Annotated in this window: 17 protein-coding genes and 1 tRNA gene; 11 read left to right on the forward strand and 7 right to left on the reverse strand. The window is 63.8% G+C overall.

Going from position 1 to position 19036, the window contains the following annotated elements; genetic code table 11:
* Window positions 1-27 precede the first annotated feature (27 nt).
* On the forward strand, window positions 28-918 hold the full coding sequence (locus ACODSM_RS09155; protein ID WP_488805037.1) for a DUF3014 domain-containing protein: 891 nt from the start codon (window positions 28-30) through the stop codon (window positions 916-918).
* A 33-nt stretch (window positions 919-951) separates the two neighbouring features.
* On the opposite strand, the gene ACODSM_RS09160 is transcribed toward ACODSM_RS09155, so the two are convergent.
* Window positions 952-1419: an Lrp/AsnC family transcriptional regulator gene (locus ACODSM_RS09160; protein WP_056640266.1), complete on the reverse strand. Its 468-nt coding sequence runs from the start codon at window positions 1417-1419 to the stop codon at window positions 952-954.
* Between the two features lie 102 nt (window positions 1420-1521).
* On the opposite strand from ACODSM_RS09160, the gene mdeB reads away from it, so the two are divergent.
* Both mdeB and ACODSM_RS09170 read left to right on the forward strand, forming a co-directional pair.
* A complete protein-coding gene (gene mdeB / locus ACODSM_RS09165) occupies window positions 1522-4188 on the forward strand; it encodes an alpha-ketoglutarate dehydrogenase (protein ID WP_488805038.1) in 2667 nt (888 codons plus the stop codon).
* A 146-nt stretch (window positions 4189-4334) separates the two neighbouring features.
* The gene (locus ACODSM_RS09170; RefSeq protein ID WP_015014971.1) at window positions 4335-4568 is read left to right on the forward strand and encodes a hypothetical protein; all 234 of its coding nucleotides are present in this window, start codon (window positions 4335-4337) and stop codon (window positions 4566-4568) included.
* Between the two features lie 120 nt (window positions 4569-4688).
* Here ACODSM_RS09170 and ACODSM_RS09175 read toward each other — a convergent pair whose 3' ends face one another.
* The 6 genes from ACODSM_RS09175 to ACODSM_RS09200 all read right to left on the reverse strand — a co-directional run bounded on the left by ACODSM_RS09175 (window position 4689) and on the right by ACODSM_RS09200 (window position 9979).
* Window positions 4689-5513 (reverse strand): M90 family metallopeptidase, encoded by an 825-nt coding sequence (locus ACODSM_RS09175; protein ID WP_015014970.1) that lies wholly within the window; start codon window positions 5511-5513, stop codon window positions 4689-4691.
* 46 nt (window positions 5514-5559) lie between these two features.
* Window positions 5560-6336: a UDP-2,3-diacylglucosamine diphosphatase gene (locus ACODSM_RS09180; protein WP_488805039.1), complete on the reverse strand. Its 777-nt coding sequence runs from the start codon at window positions 6334-6336 to the stop codon at window positions 5560-5562.
* Between the two features lie 36 nt (window positions 6337-6372).
* Complete coding sequence (locus ACODSM_RS09185) at window positions 6373-6900, reverse strand: peptidylprolyl isomerase (RefSeq protein ID WP_015014968.1); 528 nt, start codon at window positions 6898-6900, stop codon at window positions 6373-6375.
* 22 nt (window positions 6901-6922) lie between these two features.
* The gene (locus ACODSM_RS09190) at window positions 6923-7504 is read right to left on the reverse strand and encodes a peptidylprolyl isomerase (RefSeq protein ID WP_060987110.1); all 582 of its coding nucleotides are present in this window, start codon (window positions 7502-7504) and stop codon (window positions 6923-6925) included.
* Entirely contained in the window at window positions 7501-8808 is a 1308-nt protein-coding gene (locus tag ACODSM_RS09195) for a L,D-transpeptidase family protein (protein ID WP_488805040.1), read from the reverse strand. Before ACODSM_RS09195 ends, ACODSM_RS09190 begins: the two co-directional genes overlap by 4 nt.
* 70 nt (window positions 8809-8878) lie before the next feature.
* The gene (locus ACODSM_RS09200) at window positions 8879-9979 is read right to left on the reverse strand and encodes a L,D-transpeptidase Cds6 family protein (protein WP_488805041.1); all 1101 of its coding nucleotides are present in this window, start codon (window positions 9977-9979) and stop codon (window positions 8879-8881) included.
* Between the two features lie 219 nt (window positions 9980-10198).
* Here ACODSM_RS09200 and cysS point away from each other — a divergent pair, with 219 nt between their 5' ends.
* From cysS to ACODSM_RS09240, 8 genes are all read left to right on the forward strand, one after another.
* The gene (cysS, locus tag ACODSM_RS09205; RefSeq protein ID WP_488805042.1) at window positions 10199-11581 is read left to right on the forward strand and encodes a cysteine--tRNA ligase; all 1383 of its coding nucleotides are present in this window, start codon (window positions 10199-10201) and stop codon (window positions 11579-11581) included.
* 47 nt (window positions 11582-11628) lie between these two features.
* Window positions 11629-12303 carry a DNA-3-methyladenine glycosylase family protein gene (locus ACODSM_RS09210; protein ID WP_488805043.1) on the forward strand — a complete coding sequence of 225 codons (675 nt, stop codon included), beginning with the start codon at window positions 11629-11631 and terminating at the stop codon, window positions 12301-12303.
* Window positions 12304-12381: 78 nt separating this feature from the next.
* Entirely contained in the window at window positions 12382-13359 is a 978-nt protein-coding gene (locus ACODSM_RS09215) for an acetyl-CoA carboxylase carboxyltransferase subunit alpha (protein WP_060987106.1), read from the forward strand.
* A gap of 189 nt (window positions 13360-13548) precedes the next feature.
* Complete coding sequence (locus ACODSM_RS09220; RefSeq protein WP_488805044.1) at window positions 13549-15399, forward strand: methyl-accepting chemotaxis protein; 1851 nt, start codon at window positions 13549-13551, stop codon at window positions 15397-15399.
* A 176-nt stretch (window positions 15400-15575) separates the two neighbouring features.
* Window positions 15576-16526 carry a tRNA lysidine(34) synthetase TilS gene (gene tilS / locus ACODSM_RS09225; RefSeq protein WP_488805045.1) on the forward strand — a complete coding sequence of 317 codons (951 nt, stop codon included), beginning with the start codon at window positions 15576-15578 and terminating at the stop codon, window positions 16524-16526.
* Between the two features lie 205 nt (window positions 16527-16731).
* Window positions 16732-16824 (forward strand) — tRNA-Ser (locus ACODSM_RS09230).
* 545 nt (window positions 16825-17369) lie between these two features.
* Window positions 17370-17612 carry a helix-turn-helix transcriptional regulator gene (locus tag ACODSM_RS09235; RefSeq protein ID WP_488805046.1) on the forward strand — a complete coding sequence of 81 codons (243 nt, stop codon included), beginning with the start codon at window positions 17370-17372 and terminating at the stop codon, window positions 17610-17612.
* A complete protein-coding gene (locus ACODSM_RS09240) occupies window positions 17605-19011 on the forward strand; it encodes a DUF3987 domain-containing protein (RefSeq protein WP_488805047.1) in 1407 nt (468 codons plus the stop codon). Before ACODSM_RS09235 ends, ACODSM_RS09240 begins: the two co-directional genes overlap by 8 nt.
* Window positions 19012-19036: the final 25 nt, after the last annotated feature.

Here is a 19036-nt window from a genome sequence, read left to right on the forward strand (position 1 = left end):
GGTTGTTCCCGTGTTGAAGGAGAGCCCATGCCCGATCAAGACACCGCAGAATTTCGCCCCGCGCCAGAGCGCACCTCCCGCGCCCTCTCGGCCGTGCTGGCCACGCTGGTGTGCGCCGTGGCGGCTGGTGCTGCCTGGTGGTTCTGGCTGCGCCCGGTGGAGCCAGCGGCAGCTCCACCCCCTGTGGTCGCCGCTCCAGCCGCACCGGCAGCGCCCCCGCCCGCCCCCGAGGCGTCGGGGCCGCAGAACCCGGTGGATGCGCTGGCGCCGCCCGACGCAGCCTTGCCCGCGCTGGCCGAGTCCGACCCCCGGGTGGCAGAGCTGTTGGCCGGGCTGCTGGGCCGTGACAAGCTGGCGATGTTTCTGCAGACCGACGGTTTTGTGCGCCGCGTGGTGGCCACGGTGGACAACCTGGGGCGTGCCCACGCGCCATCGCGCATGTGGCCGGTGCAGCCCACGGCGCAGCGGTTTGTGGTGGATGGCACTGGTGACGCGCCCACCACCGTCGCGGCGGCCAATGCCGCACGCTACAGCGCCTTCTTGGCGTTTGCCGAAGCGGTACCGATGGAGCCCGCCGTGGCGCTGTACGCGCGGCTGTACCCGCTGTTTCAACAAGCGTATGAAGAGCTGGGCTACCCCCGGCGCTACTTTAACGACCGCCTGGTGGCGGTGCTGGACCAGCTGCTGCAGGCGCCCGAGCCCGCAGGCCCGCTGCAGGTCAAGCTCACGCCCGTGAATACCGACGTGCCCAACCTGCGCCCCTGGGTGCGCTACGAGTTTTTGGACCCCGCGCTGGAGGCGCTGCCCAGCGGCCAGAAGATCCTGCTGCGCATGGGCCCTGCCAACGAGGCGCGTGCCAAGGCGCTGGTCCGCGAGCTGCGCAAGCGGGTGGCGACGAGCGACGTGGCGCGTAAATAGGGGTCGCCGCGATGATCGCCGCAAGGAGCGTGCTCAGGCGCTGGGTAAGGGCAGGGCGGTCTTGTAGCGCACCTGCTTGAGTGCAAAGCTGGACCGGATCTTCTCCACGCCCGGAATGGGCGACAGCTGCTCCAGAATGAACCGCTCCAGCGCCCCGATGTCGGCCAGCGCTACGCGAATCAGGTAGTCGCTGTCGCCGCTCATCAGGTAGCACTCCATCACCTCGTCGTGCTCGGCAATGCGGCGTTCAAAGTCGGCCAGGGCTTCTTTGCTTTGCGTCTTGAGGCTGATGCTGATGAATACATTCAGGCCCAGCCCCAGCGCCGCCGCATTGGCCAGCGCCACATAGCGGCTGATGACGCCTGCCGCCTCCAGCGCCTTTACCCGCGCCAGGCAGGGCGAGGGCGACAGGTGCACGCGCCGCGCCAGCTCCACGTTGGACAGAGAGCCGTCAGCCTGCAGCTCGGCCAGGATGCGCAAATCGAGGGTGTCCAGTTTCATGTGCTGCAGTTTATGGCTTTGGCGGCATAAAGTGCTATGGCGGCATGGCGCAAAAGGCAAAACGGCAACTCATTTGGAGCCAGCCTCGCTACAGTGGCTGCCATGAACGCCCTCACATCCCACGCCCTGCTGCAACAAGCCCCCGGCGCCCCGCTGGACGCCGACCCCGAAGAAACCGCCGAGTGGCGCGATGCCTTCCTGGCGCTGGTCGCCACCGAAGGCCCCGAGCGCGCGCGGCACATGCTGCAAGAGCTGGTGCGGGTGGCACGCGCGCAGCGCATTGGCTGGCAGCCCGACCTGAACACGCCGTACGTGAACACCGTGGCGGTGCAGGACCAGCCCGTGTTCCCCGGCGACCTGGCCATCGAGGAGCGCGTGGCCTCCATCGTGCGCTGGAACGCGCTGGCCATGGTGGTGCGGGCCAACCAGGCGTATGGCGAGCTGGGCGGTCACATCGCGAGCTACGCCAGTGCGGCGGATCTTTTCGAAAGCGGGTTCAATCACTTCTTCCGCGCCCGCGAGGGGCTGGGCGATGGACAGCACCGTGGGGATCTGGTGTTCTTCCAGCCGCACAGCGCGCCGGGTGTGTATGCGCGGGCTTTTCTGGAAGGGCGCCTGTCCGAGCTGGACCTGCAGCACTATCGCCAGGAGCTGACAGCGCCGGGCGCAGGCGCGCAGGGGCTGTCGAGCTATCCGCACCCCTTGCTGATGCCGGATTTCTGGCAGTTCCCCACCGGCTCCATGGGCATCGGCCCCATCAGCAGCATTTACCACGCGCGCTTCATGCGCTACCTCACGCACCGGAACCTGCTCAACTGCGAGGGCCGCAAGGTGTGGGGCGTGTTCGGTGATGGCGAGATGGACGAGCCCGAGAGCATGAGCGCCCTGACCCTTGCCGCGCGCGAGGGCCTGGACAACCTGGTCTGGGTGGTCAACTGCAACCTGCAGCGCCTGGACGGCCCGGTGCGCGGCAACGGCCGCATCATCGACGAGCTGGAGCGCCTGTTTGCGGGCGCGGGCTGGAACGTGGTCAAGCTGGTCTGGGGCAGCGACTGGGACGGCCTGTTCGCCCGCGACCTGACCGGCGCGCTGGTGCGCACGCTCGAAGGCACGGTCGATGGTCAGATGCAGACCTTCGCCGCCAAGGACGGCCGCTTCAACCGCGACAACTTCTTCGGCCAAAACCCCGAGCTGGCCGCCCTGGCCCAGGGCATGACGGACGAGCAGATCGACCGCCTGAAACGCGGCGGGCACGACCTCGTCAAGATCCACGCCGCCTATGCTGCAGCTAGCGCCCACAAGGGCCAGCCCACCGTGATCCTGGCGCACACCAAGAAGGGCTATGGCATGGGCACAGCAGGGCAAGGCAAGATGACCACGCACAGCCAGAAGAAGCTGGACGAGACCGACCTCATCGAATTCCGCAACCGCTTCAACCTGCCCTTGAGTGACGAGCAGGCGACCAGTCTGGCGTTCTACAAGCCCGCCGAGGACAGCGCCGAGATGCGCTACCTGCGCAGCCACCGCCAGGCCCTGGGCGGCTATCTGCCCCGCCGCGACACGACCTGCGAGGCGCTGCCTGTGCCCGCCATCGAAAGCTACGCGCAGTTCGCGCTGCAGGCCGATGGCAAGGAAATGAGCACCACCATGGCCTTTGTGCGCATGCTGGGTAGCCTGCTCAAAGACGCCACGCTGGGCCCGCGCATCGTGCCCATCGTGGCCGACGAGGCGCGCACCTTCGGCATGGCCAACCTGTTCAAACAGGTGGGCATCTACAGCAGCGTGGGTCAGCGCTACGCGCCCGAGGACATCGGCTCGGTGCTCAGCTACCGCGAGGCGCTGGACGGCCAGATTTTAGAAGAAGGCATCAGCGAGGCGGGCGCCATCGCCAGCTGGACGGCGGCCGCCACCAGTTACAGCGTGCATGGCTTGGCCATGCTGCCTTTCTACATCTACTACTCCATGTTCGGCTTCCAGCGCGTGGGCGACGCCATCTGGGCCGCTGCGGACCAGCGTGCGCGCGGCTTTTTGCTGGGCGCCACCTCGGGCCGCACCACGCTGGGCGGCGAGGGCCTGCAGCACCAGGACGGCACCAGCCACCTGGTAGCGGCCACCATCCCCAACTGCAAGGCCTACGACCCGGCCTATGCGGGCGAGATGGCCGTCATCATCGACGCCGGCATGCGCGAGATGGTGACCGAGCAGCGCGACGTTTTCTACTACGTCACGCTGATGAACGAGAACTACGCCCAGCCCGACTTGCCTGCCGATGCGGCAGAGGGTGTGCTGCGTGGTTGCTATTTTTTCAGGAGCTACTCAGGAAATATGCACCAGCGCGACAGCGCGATTTCGTCCCAAAGCGTCACCCTGATTGGCTCTGGCGCCATCCTGACCGAGGTGGTCAAGGCCGCCGAGCAAATCGCCAGCGAAGGGGTGGATGTGACCGTACTCAGCGTCACCAGCTGGAGCGAACTGGCCCGCGACGGCGTGGCCTGCGAGCAGCGCTGGCTGGCGGGCGATGCCCAGCCTGCCCCCGCATGGCTGACCCAGCAACTGGCCGCAACCCGTGGACCGGTGATCGCCGCCACCGACTACGTACGTGCCGTGCCCGAGACGGTGCGCGCGTTCATCCCCGAAGGCCGCAAGTACATCACCTTGGGCACCGACGGCTTTGGCCGCAGTGATACGCGAGCGGCGCTGAGGCAGTTTTTTGGGGTGGATGCTGCGAGCGTGGCCCAGGCCGCGCGGCGCGCGCTGGCTGCTGGCTGATGACGGGCCGGGTGCTGCACGAGCGCCTGCCGTCGTTTTGCCTTGCCTCCCGCTCTGTGGCCGGATGGCTGCGGGGGTGGGGTGAACGCCATTGCCCAATTTTGCTCAGGCTTCCTACAATGGTTCAGCAACCGTGAGAGGGCGCCATGGCACATGTCATCTGGGACCATAACCCGCCGACCACCTGGATAGCCAACGTGGACGGGCAAGCACTTTGCTCCATCAAGCGCAAAGACATTGGCGGGTGGACCGCCGCCTGGACAGACGACCGCCTGTGGCCGCCGCCCGCCCATCTGCCCAAGGCCATGCCGCAGCCCACCCAGTTTTTCAGCAGTCTGGAAGAAGCCAAGCAGGCGGTGGAAAGCGCTCTGGGCGCTTGAGGCGGCGCCCTGGAGCACGGCTGCAGTCTGAGTGACTGCGCTTGCATGTACCGGCGGCGGCAGGCGCTGCGACTCCAATCAGTCTATGACCGGCGTGGGCCCCTACGCATGCGGCCAAGCTCAGCCCGCAGGGCGCTGGAAGAACGCATCCAGCACTGGCATCAATCCCGGAAACTCCTGGGAAAACCGTTCGCGGTTTACAAAGTACGCCTCGCAGGCCACGGCAAAGAATTCGGACTGCGAGGTGGCGCCGTACGCGTCCAGCCAGGGCCGTTCTGCGCCAAAGCGCTCGGCCATGATCACGCGCTCGCGAAACTGTTCGTAGGCGGGCTCCCAGGCTGCCCACCACGCTTCATACGCCGCACGGCCGGTGCGTGCGCCCATGAATCCTGCGGGCAAGGGCGGGCAGCCGTTGGGTTGGCCGTTCTTCATGTCGAGCTTGTGCACGAACTCGTGCACCACCACGTTATGGCCGCGCGCGGTGTTCTCGGTGGCGTTGCTCACATGCTGCCAGCTGAGCATGATGGGGCCGCGCTCCATGGCCTCGCCCAGCAGCACCTGGGTGTGCTCGTGCACCACGCCCGCTTCGTCCATCGTCTGGCGGCGGGCCACGGCTTCGCCGGGGTGCAGCACGATGCCCACAAAATCGTCGTACCAGTCGAGTGCCTTCGCAGGGTCGCCCCAGTGCAGCAGGGGCAAGCAGGCCTGCGCGGCAATGTCGATGGCCATGGCGTCGGTCACCACGAGGCCATGGGCACCGTGGAATTCCTTGTGGTGCAAGAAGAGGGCGCTCAGTACGCGCAGCTTGGCCTGGTCGTGCAGCGACAGCGCGGCCAGAAACGGGTAGCGCTGCACGGTCTGCAGCCACAGCGTGGCCGAGATGTCCGGCACCGGGGCCACGGTGGCGCGCACGCGGCGCCAGAGGCGGTTGAGCAAGGGGGGCATGGCGATCGGGCTGCGGGAGGTGGGCCCGCTCAGTTCATGACCGCTGTTACTTGGGGGCCAGGGACAGCCGTTCCAAGCCCGCGCTGGACAAACGCAGTGTTTCCAGACGGGGGGGCAATGCCGCAGCATCCCAGTCGCTCAGCACCACGCGCTGCAGCCCCGGGGCCAGCACATGCTGGGCAGGCCGGTGGGTGTGGCCGTGGATGAGGGTGTGTGCGCCAGCGGCCTGCAGCCAGGCGATGGCGGCGGGGCCGTCCACATCGGCATAGCTGGCGCCGGATTGTTTTTTGGCCTCGCTCTCCTGGCGGATGCCGCGCGCCTGTGCGCGGCGCGTGGCCAGGGGCTGGGCCAGAAACTGCTGCTGCCAAGCGGCGCTGCGCGCCTGCAGGCGAAAGCGCTGGTAGTCCACATCGTCCAGGCACAGCAGGTCGCCGTGGCTCAGCACATACCGCTGGCCGCCAAAGGTCAAGACCGTGGGATCTGCCAGGCCGGTGATGCCGCACGCAGCCAGGAAGTCAGGGCCCGCCAGAAAATCGCGATTGCCGTGCATGAAGTACACCGGCAGGCGCTGCATCGTAGCCCGCAGGAGCCCGCAACCCTGGGCCTCGAAGCTGCCGGGCTCGCGCAGGGCATCGTCGCCCACCCACACCTCGAACAGGTCGCCCAGGATGAAGAGGGCGTCTGCCGGGGTGCTTTCCAGATAGTGCTGGAATGCGGCCACGGTGGCGGGCTCGCTGGCCTGCAGGTGCAGGTCTGAAATGAAATCGACCGTGCGCCAGTGCGGTGGAGCGGCAAGCTCCTCGAACGGGGGCACGGTCGTCAACGGGTCGGCAGTCAAGGCCCGGATCAGGCGGCGGATTTACAGGGCCACGGCCTTGTCGATCACGACGGCGTCAAAAGGCACGTCGTCATGGAAGCCCTTGCGGGTGGTGCGCACGGCCTTGATGGCGTCCACCACGTCCTGGCCCTTCACGACCTTGCCGAACACGGCGTAGCCCCAGCCTTGTGCGGTGGGCGAGCTGTGGTTCAGGAAGGCGTTGTCCACCGTGTTGATGAAGAACTGCGCGGTGGCGCTGTGGGGGTCGCCAGTGCGGGCCATGGCCACGGTGTACTTGTCGTTCTTCAGGCCGTTCTTGGCTTCGTTCTCGATGGGGGCCTGGGTTTCCTTTTGCTTCATGTCGGCCGTCATGCCGCCGCCCTGGATCATGAAGTTCTTGATCACGCGGTGGAACACGGTGCCGTTGTAGAAACCGCTGTTCACATAGCTCAGGAAGTTGGCGGTGGACTTGGGGGCTTTCTCGGCGTCCAGTTCCAGGGTGATCACGCCCTGGGTGGCGGTCTCGGCCACGTTGATGGTCACGTGGAGTTCAACTTGTGGATTGCTCATTGCAGTGCTTTCTTCAAAAAAATTACTTCACCACGGTGGCGGAGTTGATGGTGATGGGGGTGTTGGGCACGTTCTGGTGCGGGCCCTTGTTGCCGGTGGCCACAGCCTTGATCTTGTCCACCACGGCGGTGCCTTCGACCACCTTGCCGAACACGGCATAGCCGTGTCCGTCGGGGCTGGGGGCGTTGAGCATGGCGTTGTCCTTCACATTGATGAAGAACTGCGAAGTGGCCGAGTTGGGATCACCGGTGCGCGCCATGGCGATGGTGTAGGTGTCGTTCTTGAGGCCGTTCTTGGCTTCGAGCGGAATGGGAGCCTTGGTGGGCTTTTGCTGCATGTCGGGGGTGAAGCCGCCGCCCTGGATCATGAAGCCGTCGATCACACGGTGGAAGATCGTGCCGTCGTAGTGCTTGCTGTTCACATAGGCCAGGAAGTTCTCGACCGTCTTGGGAGCCTTGGCGGCATCGAGCTGCACCACGATGTCACCCATCGACGTGGCCAGCTTGACCTTGGGAGCGTCTTGCGCCTGGGCGGGTGCTACTGTAAACATAGCAGCCAGGGCGATACTTGCCAGCGCTACCGTCGAATTTCTTCTGGAAATCATCCAATCACTCCTTCGAAAAAGATCTGCCATTGTTGGCCGCGGCGCGTCCAGTACTGGCGCTTGACCGGCCCCGTGCGTGCGCCTTCGGCGACTTCGCCGAACGTTACCACCATGGTGTCGGCCGAGTCTGTCCACCGCAGGTAAGACTTGTCCTTGAGCTGGAGTTCCCGTCCCTTGAGGGCGCGGGCCTCGGCCTGCAGCACCTGGGTCCATTCTTCCAGCGGCTTCTTGCGGTAGCTCTGGAAGTCGGGCGCATAAAAGCCCAGCAGGCGCTTCATGTCCCCTTCCGTCTTGGCGGTGCGCCAGGCATTGAGCACCGCGTCGAACGATTTGCGGTCGGCGGCCACGCTGTGGGGTTGTACCCATTGCAGCTGCCGCGCAATGACCACGGGGGTGGAGCGGGGCTCCACCGTGCGCAGGATGCGTTCGAGGTCGGGGTTGGCCAGCACCAGGCAGCCGTCGGTGGCCAAGGGCGCGCGCGAGAACTGGTCGGGCGGCGTGCCATGCAGCCAGATGCCGCTGCCGGTCTTGCCCCGGCTCTGGTCCAGGGGGTTGGGGTAGTTGATGGGCAGGGCGCCCGCGCCGTAGAAGTCCTTGAGCTTAGCCGGGTCCAGGCGGCTGGTGATGAAGTAAACCCCCAGCGGCGTGCGCTGGTCGCCTTCCACCTCTTTTTCGATACCGAGCTTGCCCACGGAGGCGTAATAGTCGGCCACCAGCCGCAGGCCCTGCGCGGTGTTTTCAAAGAGGTACAGCCGCGAGCGCGAGGTGTCTACCGCAATCGCGTGACGCGAGCGGGGCGACAGCTCCAGGAACTGCGCGGGGATGGCGTTGGCGGGGGGGCGACCGCGTTGCGCATCCACGCGCTGGCGCGATTCGGTGCGCAGCTCGGCCAGCGCCGCTGCTGCCTGGATGCTGCGGGCCGAGTCTGGCTCGGGGGCTACATCGCCCAGGTGCCGCAGAGGGCGCGTGCGCGACATCAGCAGGTCGCCCACCGCCAGCTGGGCCAGCTGGAAGTTGGGGTAGTCGCGCGCTAGGCTTTCTGCCTGTGCCAGGGCTTCCCGCCCGCGCCCTTCGGCCACCAGCTTGTAGACCGCCATGAGGCGGGCCTCTGCCTGGCCGTCACGCAACTCTGCCGGCGCGGGGGCGACAGGGGGCGTGGTGGATGCTGCGTGCGCAGCGGCCGCACGCCGTGCCTTGGCGCCCTGCGGCAGGGCGGGCGTGGCCAGCGAGGTGCCCAGCAGCAACAGCATCGCCGATGCGGCCCGGCGGCCCGGGGAGGTCAGGGGCACGAACATGCGAAACATCAATCAGCTGTGCGCTGGGGCAAAAAAAAAGCCCGCGCGGAAGGCGCAGGCGCCGCCTCGGGGAGCATGGTCAACCGCCCGTGGATTCGCGGACGATGGTCCAGCGACCGTTGTTGTGCACCAGGTCCAGGGTCTTGCGGCTGCTGACGTTGAGCGAATCAGCGCTGTAGGCCTGGCGGAAACGGGCGGTGGCTTTGTCGCCTTGCACCGACACGTTGATATCGGACAGCTTCACGCTGATCTTGGACTTGCCGACGATGCGCGCTTCGCGCTCCTTCTCCCATGCGGCGCGGCCCTGGCGGCCTGGTGGGTCGAACGACTTGTCGTAGGCGCCCAGATAAGCCTTCATGTCCTTGGCGGCCCAGGCTGCAGCCCAAGCCTGAACGGCGGCGGTCACCGCCTGGGTGGACGCGTCAGCCGCCGCTGCTGCGGCAGGTGCCGGCGCGGGTGCCGCAGCAGGGCTGGCCGCTGGTGCGGGGGCGGCCGCAGGCGCTGGAGTCGGGGCAGGTGCAGGAGCCGGGGTGGCCGGCGCTGGTGCAGCCGCTGCAGGGGCTGGCGTGGGCGCAGGAGCGGCTGCGGGACGCTGGGTCACTACCACGGCGGGAGCCGGTGCGGCAGCGGCAGGGCGGCCGGCCTTGCTACCGGGCTCGTTGGAGAACAGCTCGCGGATCAGCGCCAGCTTGGGTTTGACGGAGTTGGCGTTGTTGGCATCCAGCTGCAGCGCCTTGTTGTAGGCCTGGCTGGCGAGCTTGGCGTAGATGTCGCCCAGGTTTTCCTGTGCGGTGGCATAGCTGGGGTTGGTGCGGATCGCCATTTCCAGCGCCGTGCGGGCCTTGTCCAGCTGGTTCTGGTTGGCGTACAGCACAGCCAGGTTGTTGTAGGGCTCGGGCAGCTCTGGGTACTCTTCGGTGAGCTTGGTGAAGGTGGCAATGGCGTCGGCCTGCTTGCCCGAGTCCGTCTGGGCCACGCCGCGCAAGAAGCGCAGCTGGGGGTCACGCGGGTTGGCCGCCAGGCGCTGGTCGGCCTTGGCCAGCGCCTCGGACGCCTTGCCCGCCTTGAGCAGCTGGGTGATGTCGGCATAGTCGTCCGCGTGGACCACACCCGTGCCCATCAGGGCGGTCAGTGCCAGAAGGCGCAGGAGGCGTGGGAGTGTGCGTCGGACTTGCTTCATGGGGGTACAAAGGAGTTGGGCGGCAGCCAGCCCGGGCGGGGGCTTATACTGCGGCGGATTGTAGCTGAGGGGGTTGTCATGACGGTACGCTGTTGCCGCTGGTGATTTTGCTGGACGCCCCTTGCCGGGCCACCCCCTTCCCAGGGCTGAGTTCCGCTGCTGCCGGGTGAGTCTCAGGCGCTCACCCACCCCCATCAAGTCTCCCGTTACTGAAATCCCATGAGTTTGCGCATCTACAACACGCTGTCGCGTGCATTGGAGGACTTTTCCCCGCTCGAACCTGGCCATGTGCGCATGTATGTGTGCGGCATGACCATTTACGACCTGTGCCACATCGGCCACGCCCGCATGATGATGGCGTTTGACGTGGTGCAGCGCTGGCTCAAGGCCAGCGGCCTGCGCGTGACCTACGTGCGCAATATCACCGACATCGACGACAAGATCATCAAGCGCGCGCTGGAGCGGGGCATCACCATCCGCCAGCTCACCGACGAGATGATTGCTGCGATGCACCAGGACATCGGCCTTTTGGGCATCGAGCCACCCTCGGTGGAGCCGCGTGCCACTGAATACGTGCCGCAGATGCTCTCGCTGATCGGTCAGCTCGAAGGCAAAGGCCTGGCCTACCGCGCGAGCAACGGGGATGTGAACTACTCGGTACGCAAGTTCGATGGCTACGGCAAGCTCTCGGGCAAGTCGCTGGACGAGCTGCGCGCTGGCGAGCGGGTGGCCGTGCTGGACGGCAAGGAAGACCCGCTCGACTTTGTGCTGTGGAAGTCCGCCAAGCCCGAGGAGCCGCCCGAGGCCAAGTGGGACAGCGCTTTTGGTGCGGGCCGCCCCGGCTGGCACATCGAATGCTCGGCCATGAGCTGCGCCACGCTGGGCGAAACCTTCGACATCCACGGTGGCGGCGCGGATCTGCAATTCCCCCACCACGAGAACGAAATCGCCCAGAGCGAAGGCGCCACGGGCAAGCCGCTGGCCAAATTCTGGGTGCACAACGGCTTTGTGCGGGTGGACAACGAGAAGATGTCCAAGAGCCTGGGCAACTTCTTCACCATCCGCGACGTGCTCAAGAACTATGACGCCGAGACGGTGCGCTTTTTCATCGTGCGGGCCCACTACCGCAGCGCGCTGAACTACAGCGATGCCCACCTGGACGACGCACGCCAGGCGCTCAAGCGTCTGTACACGGCCCTCAGCCTGGTGACCCCGGCGCAGGTGGCGTCCATCGACTGGACCAGCCCCTACGCCACCCGCTTCAAGGCCGCGATGGACGAGGACTTTGGCACGCCCGAGGCGGTGGCCGTGCTGTTTGACCTGGCGAGCGAAGTCAACAAGACCCGTTCTGCCGAGCTGGCCGGGCTGCTGAAGGCGTTGGGTGGTTGCCTGGGTATTTTGCAGGGCGACCCGCAAGCGTTTCTTCAGTCCGGTGCGGCGGGAGTGGATGAGGCCGAGATTCAGGCGCAGATTGCCGCCCGGGCCGCAGCCAAGGCGGCCAAGAACTTTGCCGAGGCCGACCGCATCCGCAACCACTTGCTGGCCCAGGGCATCGTGCTCAAGGACTCTGCCGTCGGTACCACCTGGGAAGCCGCCCAATGAGCATGGTTTTGAAGCCAAATATGCCAGTGGTGCAGGTGGAATGAGCGGTGGCAGCTTCTAAAAAGATAGCAAGCGACGCCGCGGCGCCGCCACTGGTGCTGGCCACGCCCGACTACTGGGCCGAGGCCTGTAAGCACCTGGTGAAAAAAGACCGGGTGATGAAGCGCCTGATCCCGCAGTTTGGCGACGCCGCGCTGCAAACCAAGGGCGACCCCTTCATCACCCTGGCGCGTTCCATCGTGGGCCAGCAGGTGTCCGTGGCTTCAGCGCAGGCCGTGTGGGAGCGTTTTGTGGCGCTGCTGCCGCGCGGCCTGAAGCCCGCCAGCGTGCTCAAGCTCAAGATCGATGACATGCGGGCCGCAGGCCTGTCTGCCCGCAAGGTGGACTACCTGGTGGACCTGGCCATGCACTTTGAGGGTGGCAAGCTGCACGTCAGGGACTGGGCCGCCATGGACGACGAGGCCATCATTGCCGAGCTGGTGGCCATCCGGGGCATTGGCCGCTGGACGGCCGAGATGTTTTTGATCTTCTATTTGATGCGGCCCAATGTTTTGCCCCTGGACGACCCGGGGTTGATCAGCGGGATCAGCCAGAATTACTTCTCTGGCGACCCGGTGAGCCGCAGCGACGCCCGCGAGGTGGCCGAGGCCTGGAAGCCCTGGTGCAGCGTCGCGACTTGGTATATTTGGCGGTCTCTGGACCCCCTGCCTGTAACCTATTGACACCACTGCAGGCACGCCGGTTACAGTGCGTGCCATTCGTGGCAACCCCGCCGGGTGCGATCCCCAAGGAGAAAAACGTTGGCGAAAAAGACCTTTCTGGATTTCGAGCAGCCCATCGCCGAGCTGGAGTCCAAAATTGAAGAACTGCGCTACGTGCAGACCGAGAGTGCCGTCGATATCTCGGAAGAGATCGACCAGCTGAGCAAGAAGAGCCAGCAGCTCACCAAAGACATCTACAGCGAACTGTCGCCCTGGCAGATCACCAAGATCGCCCGCCACCCCGAGCGCCCCTACACGCTCGACTACGTGCACGACATCTTCACCGACTTCGTCGAGCTGCACGGCGACCGCCACTATGCGGATGACCTGTCCATCGTGGGCGGCCTGGCCCGCTTCAACGGGCACGCCTGCATGGTCATCGGCCACCAGAAGGGCCGTGACACGAAGGAGCGCGCCATGCGCAACTTTGGCATGAGCAAGCCCGAGGGCTACCGCAAAGCCCTGCGCCTGATGAAGACGGCCGAGAAGTTCAAGCTGCCCGTGTTCACCTTTGTGGATACGCCCGGCGCCTACCCCGGCATCGACGCCGAGGAACGCGGCCAGTCCGAAGCCATCGGCCGCAACATCTTCGAGATGGCGCAGCTCGAAGTACCCATCATCACCACCATCATTGGCGAAGGCGGCTCCGGCGGAGCCCTGGCCATCAGCGTGGCCGACCAGGTTGTGATGCTGCAATACGCCATCTACTCGGTCATCAGCCCCGAAGGTTGCGCGTCCATCCTCTGGAAGACCAGCGACAAGGCGCAAGAGGCCGCTGACGCCCTGGGCATCACCGCCCACCGCCTCAAGGCCCTGGGCTTGGTGGACAAGATCGTGAGCGAGCCCGTGGGCGGCGCCCATCGCGATCACAAGCAGATGGCCGCATTTTTGAAGCGCGCTTTGGGCGATGCCTTCCGCCAGGTGGCAGACCTCAAGACCAAAGACCTGCTGGACCGCCGCTATGAGCGCCTGCAGAGCTACGGCCGGTTCAGCGACACCAAGGCAGACGCCCGCTGAGCAGCCTTGAGCCCGGCGCTGGCCGGGGCTTTTGCACCAGTCCGGTGCGCTTTCAGCGACCCTTCGGGGTCGTTGTTGTTTTTGGCGCTGAATCGTTCGCGCGGCGCCTGTCTCCCCTCTGGCGCGCAGACTGCTACCGGATGTAACATCTTCGAACAGCGCCTGCGCGGGCGGTTGAAGGGGTGCTCCATGTCGCTTCTGAAGACACTCAAAGGCCAGATCCTGGTGGTGTCTGCCGCCTGTATGGTGGCCGCCTTGCTGGTGCTCACGCTGGTCAACTATTTCTCCGCCCGCGCACAAGCGCGTGTGGCGTTGGCGGAGGAGGGGCAGGCCACCGCCAAGAGCCATGCGGAGGCCATCGAAGAGTGGGCCCGCGCGAAGGCGGGCATCATCGCGGCCTCCATCGCCGCGTTTGAAGAGCCAGAGCCCGCCAAGTCCCTGGCCATGCTGCGTGATGCGGGCAAGTTCAGCACCGCGTACTTTGGCTACGCAGACAAAAAGTACGTTTTCTCCGAAGCCCGCAACCTCCCCGCCGACTACGACCCCACTGCGCGCCCCTGGTACAAGCAGGCTGCCCAGGCTGGCACGTCCGTGGTCACGCCGCCCTACATCTCGGCCTCCGACCAGAAACTGGTGGTGACCTTTGCGACGCCGGTGGGTGCGGGCTCCGCACTCAAGGGGGTGGCGGCCGGGGACGTGTATATGGAGTCGGTGGTGGCCAATGTCGCGTCCATCCAGCCCACGCCGCAAAGCTTTGCCTTTCTGGTGTCCGCGGACGGCAAGATCATCGCCCACAAAGACCAGGGGCTCACGCTCAAGCCCATCACCGAACTCTCCAAAGACCTCCCGATAGAGCCGCTGCTGGCTGCTGCCAAGAACAAAGGACTGCTGCCGACCGACATCGCCGGGCGAAGCCGCCTGCTGAGTGTGGTGCCGATCGCCGGCACGTCCTGGATGCTGGTCGTGGCCCTGGACGAGAGCGAAGCCATGGCTCCGATCCGCGCCATGTTGGCCACATCGCTGATCTCCAGTGTGCTGGTGCTGGTCGTGGCCGTGGCGCTGCTGGGGGTGGTGCTCACCCGGCGCCTGCGCCAGCTCACGCTGGTGCGCGATGCCATGCACGAAATCGGCGCGGGCGACGGCGACCTGTCACGCCGCATTGACGCGCACGGCGAGGATGAACTGGCCCAGATCGCCGGCAGCTTCAACAGTTTTGCCGGCAAGCTCTCGGGCGTGCTGGCGCAGATCCGGGACGCCAGCAGTTCGGTGCGTGTGGCCGCCGAAGAGATCGCCACCGGCAATCACGACCTGAGCGGGCGTACCGAACTCACGGCATCCAGCCTGCAGCAGACCTCGGCCTCCATGCAGCAGCTGACCGAAACGGTGCGGCACAACGCAGACTCTGCGCGCCAGGCCAACCAGCTGGTGGCCCAGGCCTCCAGCGTCGCGCAGCACGGCGGGCAGGTGGTGGGCAATGTGGTAACCACGATGGACCAGATCAACGCGGCCTCGCGCAAGATCAACGACATCATCGGCGTGATCGACGGCATTGCGTTTCAGACCAACATCCTCGCGCTCAACGCAGCGGTGGAGGCCGCGCGCGCGGGCGAGCAGGGCCGGGGCTTTGCGGTGGTGGCGGGCGAGGTGCGCAGCCTGGCCCAGCGCAGCGCCGAAGCGGCCCGCGAGATCAAGACCCTGATCAATACGTCGGTCGAGCAGGTGGAAAACGGCTCGCGGCTGGTGCACGACGCAGGTACCACGATGACCGACATCGTGACCTCGGTGCAGCGCGTGACGGACATCATGGCCGAGATCACCGCGTCCACCAACGAGCAGAGCACCAGCATCAACGAAGTGGGGCAGGCCGTGGCCCAACTCGACCAGATGACCCAGCAGAACGCGGCGCTGGTGGAGGAGAGCGCTGCAGCGGCGCAGAGTCTGAAGGATCAGTCGGTGCGGCTGTCGGAGGTGGTGGGCACCTTCCGCCTGTCCACCGACTCTGCCCACGCTGCGCCACGGCTGTCCCCACCGGGCGGTTGAGTCGGAAGGGGCGGGGCGTCGCGGCGCCCCCAATGCACCTTGCTGCCGGAGAGCGGGGCCCCGTGATAATCGGCGCCCATGAACTGTTGCCCCTGTCCAGACCCTTGTCGCCCCAAGTCGTTTCCAGGGGCTGCGGGTCCGAGCACCAGGCCTTCAACGCCAGGAAGCCAGGCGCCATGACCCAATCCATGGACGTTGCCCTGCAAGCGTTCGCGCCCGCCTTACCTCTGGCGGTGGCGTTGAGCGGAGGGGCGGACTCGACCGCGTTGTTGCTGGCCTGTGCGCGCCGCTGGCCGGGGCAGGTGTTGGCCATCCATGTACACCATGGGCTGCAGGCGGCTGCCGACAGCTTTGAGCAGCATTGCATGGCCTTGTGCGGCCAGCTGGGTGTGCCTTTGCGCGTGCAGCGGCTGGATGCGCGCCCGGCGCCCGGCCAGAGCCCGGAGGATGCTGCCCGGCAAGCCAGATACCAGGCTTTGACGGCAGTAGCGATAGAAGATCATGCCTTGGGTGCTATTCAATCCATAGCAATCGCACAGCACGCCGATGACCAGGTCGAAACCCTGCTGCTGGCCCTGTCGCGCGGAGCGGGCGTCGCGGGCCTTGCCGCCATGCCGGCCCAGTGGGAGCGGGGAGGGCTGGTCTGGCATCGTCCTTTGCTGCAGGTGGCCGCGTCGGACGTGCGCCAGTGGGTGAAGGCGCAGGGCCAAGCGTGGGTGGAAGACCCCACCAACCGAGACGAGCGCTACACCCGCAACCGCATCAGGGCGCAACTGCTCCCGGTTCTCGAGGCTGCCTTCCCGTCCTTTCGGGACACCTTTGCACGGTCAGCGGCCAACGCCGCCCAGGCGGCAGAACTGCTGCAAGAGCTGGCCCAGGAAGACCTGTTGCAGGTGGGCCAGCCCCCGGAGATCAAGGCCCTGCAAATGCTCAGTCGAGCCCGCCAGGCCAACGTGCTGCGCCACTGGCTGCGCCACACCCACCTGACAACCCCGACGGCCGCACAGCTGAGCGAGCTGTTGGACCAAATCAGCGCCTGCTCCACGCGGGGTCACCAGATCCGTATCAAGGTAGGTAGTGGGTTTGTGGTGCGCTCGGGCGCTACGATCGATTGGCTGAAACTCTGAGACACGTCTGAGCTGGCCGGTCGACAAGTGTGTTGCGGGTATTCGTTCGCTTTTTGTGCGTGTCGCCATAGTCTTGGAGACTCAACGCCCGATGGTTTGCACTAAGTGCCCCTGGGGCCGCGCATGGATTTCGGGAGCGCGGCGAGGTTTGGCGAAGGCTGGCCTCGGCGGGAACCCCTCCAAAATGAGGCATAATAGCGGGATTGGAAACGTGACCGAGTGGCCGAAGGTGCTCCCCTGCTAAGGGAGTATGGGGTGTAGAGCCTCATCGAGGGTTCGAATCCCTCCGTTTCCGCCAGTAAGCAAGCAAAAATGCGCCCTCCGGGGCGCTTTTTTGTTTGTATCTACCATTCAACCTACCAATCATCAGTGCCATTGGTCAGGACTAGGATGGACCTCATCGGACACTCTGCAAAGCTTCGTTCCGCTCTCTTGCGGCATCGCCCTTGACGATGTCGTACCCCCGCTCATACACTGGAAGTGCGATCCGGTTTTTTTAACCATCGCAGATCCTCGGGGCGCCATCTATTGGCATTCATCCCTCGAGCTTGTTCAAGCAAGGCGTAAAACCGTCCTTTGCAGACCCTCGGGGCGCCAGCAATTGGCTGCCATTACCGAGTTTGAATAAATCGTGCCGGCTACCCGGCCGGTTTAAACGTGTACCTTGACCTCGCGTCATGGTCACTAGTCCCCGGCGCAACTTGCTTGCGTCTGTCCCGTGGCCCCTATGTGCCCACGCCATTGCAGCATTCGTCACGAACGTTTGCTTTCTGTTTTTGGTGCTTGTCGCGGGTCAAGCCGCGCCGAGTGAGGATCGGATTATTTTGAATTTGGGTATTTTGTATGACTAATTTTGAAATTCGCCCCTACGCGGTGAATGTGAAAGAGGTTGCTGTACTGATTGGTGTTTCAAAGTCCACCGTGTATGAGTACATCAAGCCGACATCGCCATCGTATAAAAGGGATTTTCCAAGGCCTTTTAGATTTTCGGACGACGGCGCGGGTCCTTCGCGTTGGACGTTAGAGAGCATTCAGGAGTGGGTTGAGAATCGCTCGAAGCAGTCTAAAGGAGATAATCATGGATGATTTTCCAACGGGTGCACTGCCCTGGGAATTGAGTGGGTATAGCGCTGCTATTCAAGATGAAGCACAAGCCCCAGCTGCGATGGCGGGGGCTGCAATTCTAACCACTATTAGTGCAGCTAACCAACGTGTTGCGTGCGTGGAATTGCCAAATCGCCAGTACGCACCACTTGGTCAATTTGCAGCAGTCATCGGCAATAGCGGTTTTGGGAAGACTGAGGTCAATAAGCGTGTGCTGAAGCCAATTTACGAATTTCTCGAAGAAATAGATGAAGAATGGAGATTGGATAATAAGGAGAGGGAATCTCAACGAGAATTTATTGATATGGAGATAAAAGTAAAAAGATCGGAAATATATCAGTGTATTAAAGAGGGAAAAGATCCATCTTTGCATAAAGTTGAATTGAAGCGCTTAAGGGATAGTTATCCGAAAGAGATTCCGAGGCCGCGTTTATTGTCGTCTGATGCAACTCCCGAGTCGAATACATATCAGCTTTCGCAACAACCTTGGTTGTATATTAATAGTGGTGAAGCATCTGGAGTGCTTAATGGCAGAGCCGTCGCCGGTTTACCTCACATCTGTGATGCTTGGAGTGGGGTGGATATTACTGTCGATAGGAAAACTGAAGAGAGTTATGACGCTAAAGATCCGAATTTGGCGATATTTTTAATGATGCAGGATCCTCCATTTGAAAAATTCTTGAAGAATAACAGGGCGGTAGGGCTAGGTTTTGGTTTTTTTGAGCGGACGGAGGTTTGTCGTCCGAAGTCGTTGATGGGGGAGAGAAAAATTGAAGCCCAATCAGAAGTTTCAAAGTGGGAAATGTGGAAAATGTGGTACGAACGTCGAATGGAAAAAATACTTTATGAGGGCTGGACTATGCATAAAAACAATTCCCCCAAGAAGGTAATAAAATTTGATACGGAAGCGACGAAAACTTGGCTCGAGTATTCGAACGGGATCGAAGGGGATCTTCGGGTGGGCGGGAAGTATGAACACATGCCGGGATTCGCAACGAAAACGCCAAATAATATCGCTCGTCGGGCTGCCAACATGAGTTATTTTTTAAATGGCGATACGGTGGTGACTGACAAGATGCTGCGCAGGTCCATTGAAGTATCCGAATACTATTTGGCGGAGCACTCTCGTATTTTCCATGCGCCAAAATCATCGGACATTATTGAAATGTACTGCGATGTGCTATGGAGATGGCTGGTCCATCAATATGAAACCAAAAACGTTGAAGCATTCAAATTGACGGATCTTTATCGGCTGGGACCGTCGATGTTGAGGCTGCGAGATGATATGGAAGTTGCAATTAATGAGTTGGTTAAGCGAGAGAAAATTTTAGACTTCCGCCGAGCAAGACCAGCTCACATCACTCTGAATTTCAATTCTTAGATTGAATGAGTGCTGGGGGGGGGGG

Source organism: Acidovorax sp. FG42 (assembly GCF_057809195.1).

Bases quoted from the DNA above. Each gene is read 5' to 3' on its own strand.
- tilS (WP_488805045.1), top strand. From the start codon at position 15,576: ATGACCCAATCCATGGACGTTGCCCTGCAAGCGTTCGCGCCCGCCTTA.
- ACODSM_RS09240 (WP_488805047.1), top strand. From the start codon at position 17,605: ATGGATGATTTTCCAACGGGTGCACTGCCCTGGGAATTGAGTGGGTAT.
- ACODSM_RS09190 (WP_060987110.1), bottom strand. From the start codon at position 7,504: ATGATTTCCAGAAGAAATTCGACGGTAGCGCTGGCAAGTATCGCCCTG.
- ACODSM_RS09195 (WP_488805040.1), bottom strand. From the start codon at position 8,808: ATGTTTCGCATGTTCGTGCCCCTGACCTCCCCGGGCCGCCGGGCCGCA.
- ACODSM_RS09170 (WP_015014971.1), top strand. From the start codon at position 4,335: ATGGCACATGTCATCTGGGACCATAACCCGCCGACCACCTGGATAGCC.
- mdeB (WP_488805038.1), top strand. From the start codon at position 1,522: ATGAACGCCCTCACATCCCACGCCCTGCTGCAACAAGCCCCCGGCGCC.
- ACODSM_RS09175 (WP_015014970.1), bottom strand. From the start codon at position 5,513: ATGCCCCCCTTGCTCAACCGCCTCTGGCGCCGCGTGCGCGCCACCGTG.
- ACODSM_RS09155 (WP_488805037.1), top strand. From the start codon at position 28: ATGCCCGATCAAGACACCGCAGAATTTCGCCCCGCGCCAGAGCGCACC.
- ACODSM_RS09235 (WP_488805046.1), top strand. From the start codon at position 17,370: ATGACTAATTTTGAAATTCGCCCCTACGCGGTGAATGTGAAAGAGGTT.
- ACODSM_RS09220 (WP_488805044.1), top strand. From the start codon at position 13,549: ATGTCGCTTCTGAAGACACTCAAAGGCCAGATCCTGGTGGTGTCTGCC.
- ACODSM_RS09185 (WP_015014968.1), bottom strand. From the start codon at position 6,900: ATGAGCAATCCACAAGTTGAACTCCACGTGACCATCAACGTGGCCGAG.
- cysS (WP_488805042.1), top strand. From the start codon at position 10,199: ATGAGTTTGCGCATCTACAACACGCTGTCGCGTGCATTGGAGGACTTT.
- ACODSM_RS09200 (WP_488805041.1), bottom strand. From the start codon at position 9,979: ATGAAGCAAGTCCGACGCACACTCCCACGCCTCCTGCGCCTTCTGGCA.
- ACODSM_RS09160 (WP_056640266.1), bottom strand. From the start codon at position 1,419: ATGAAACTGGACACCCTCGATTTGCGCATCCTGGCCGAGCTGCAGGCT.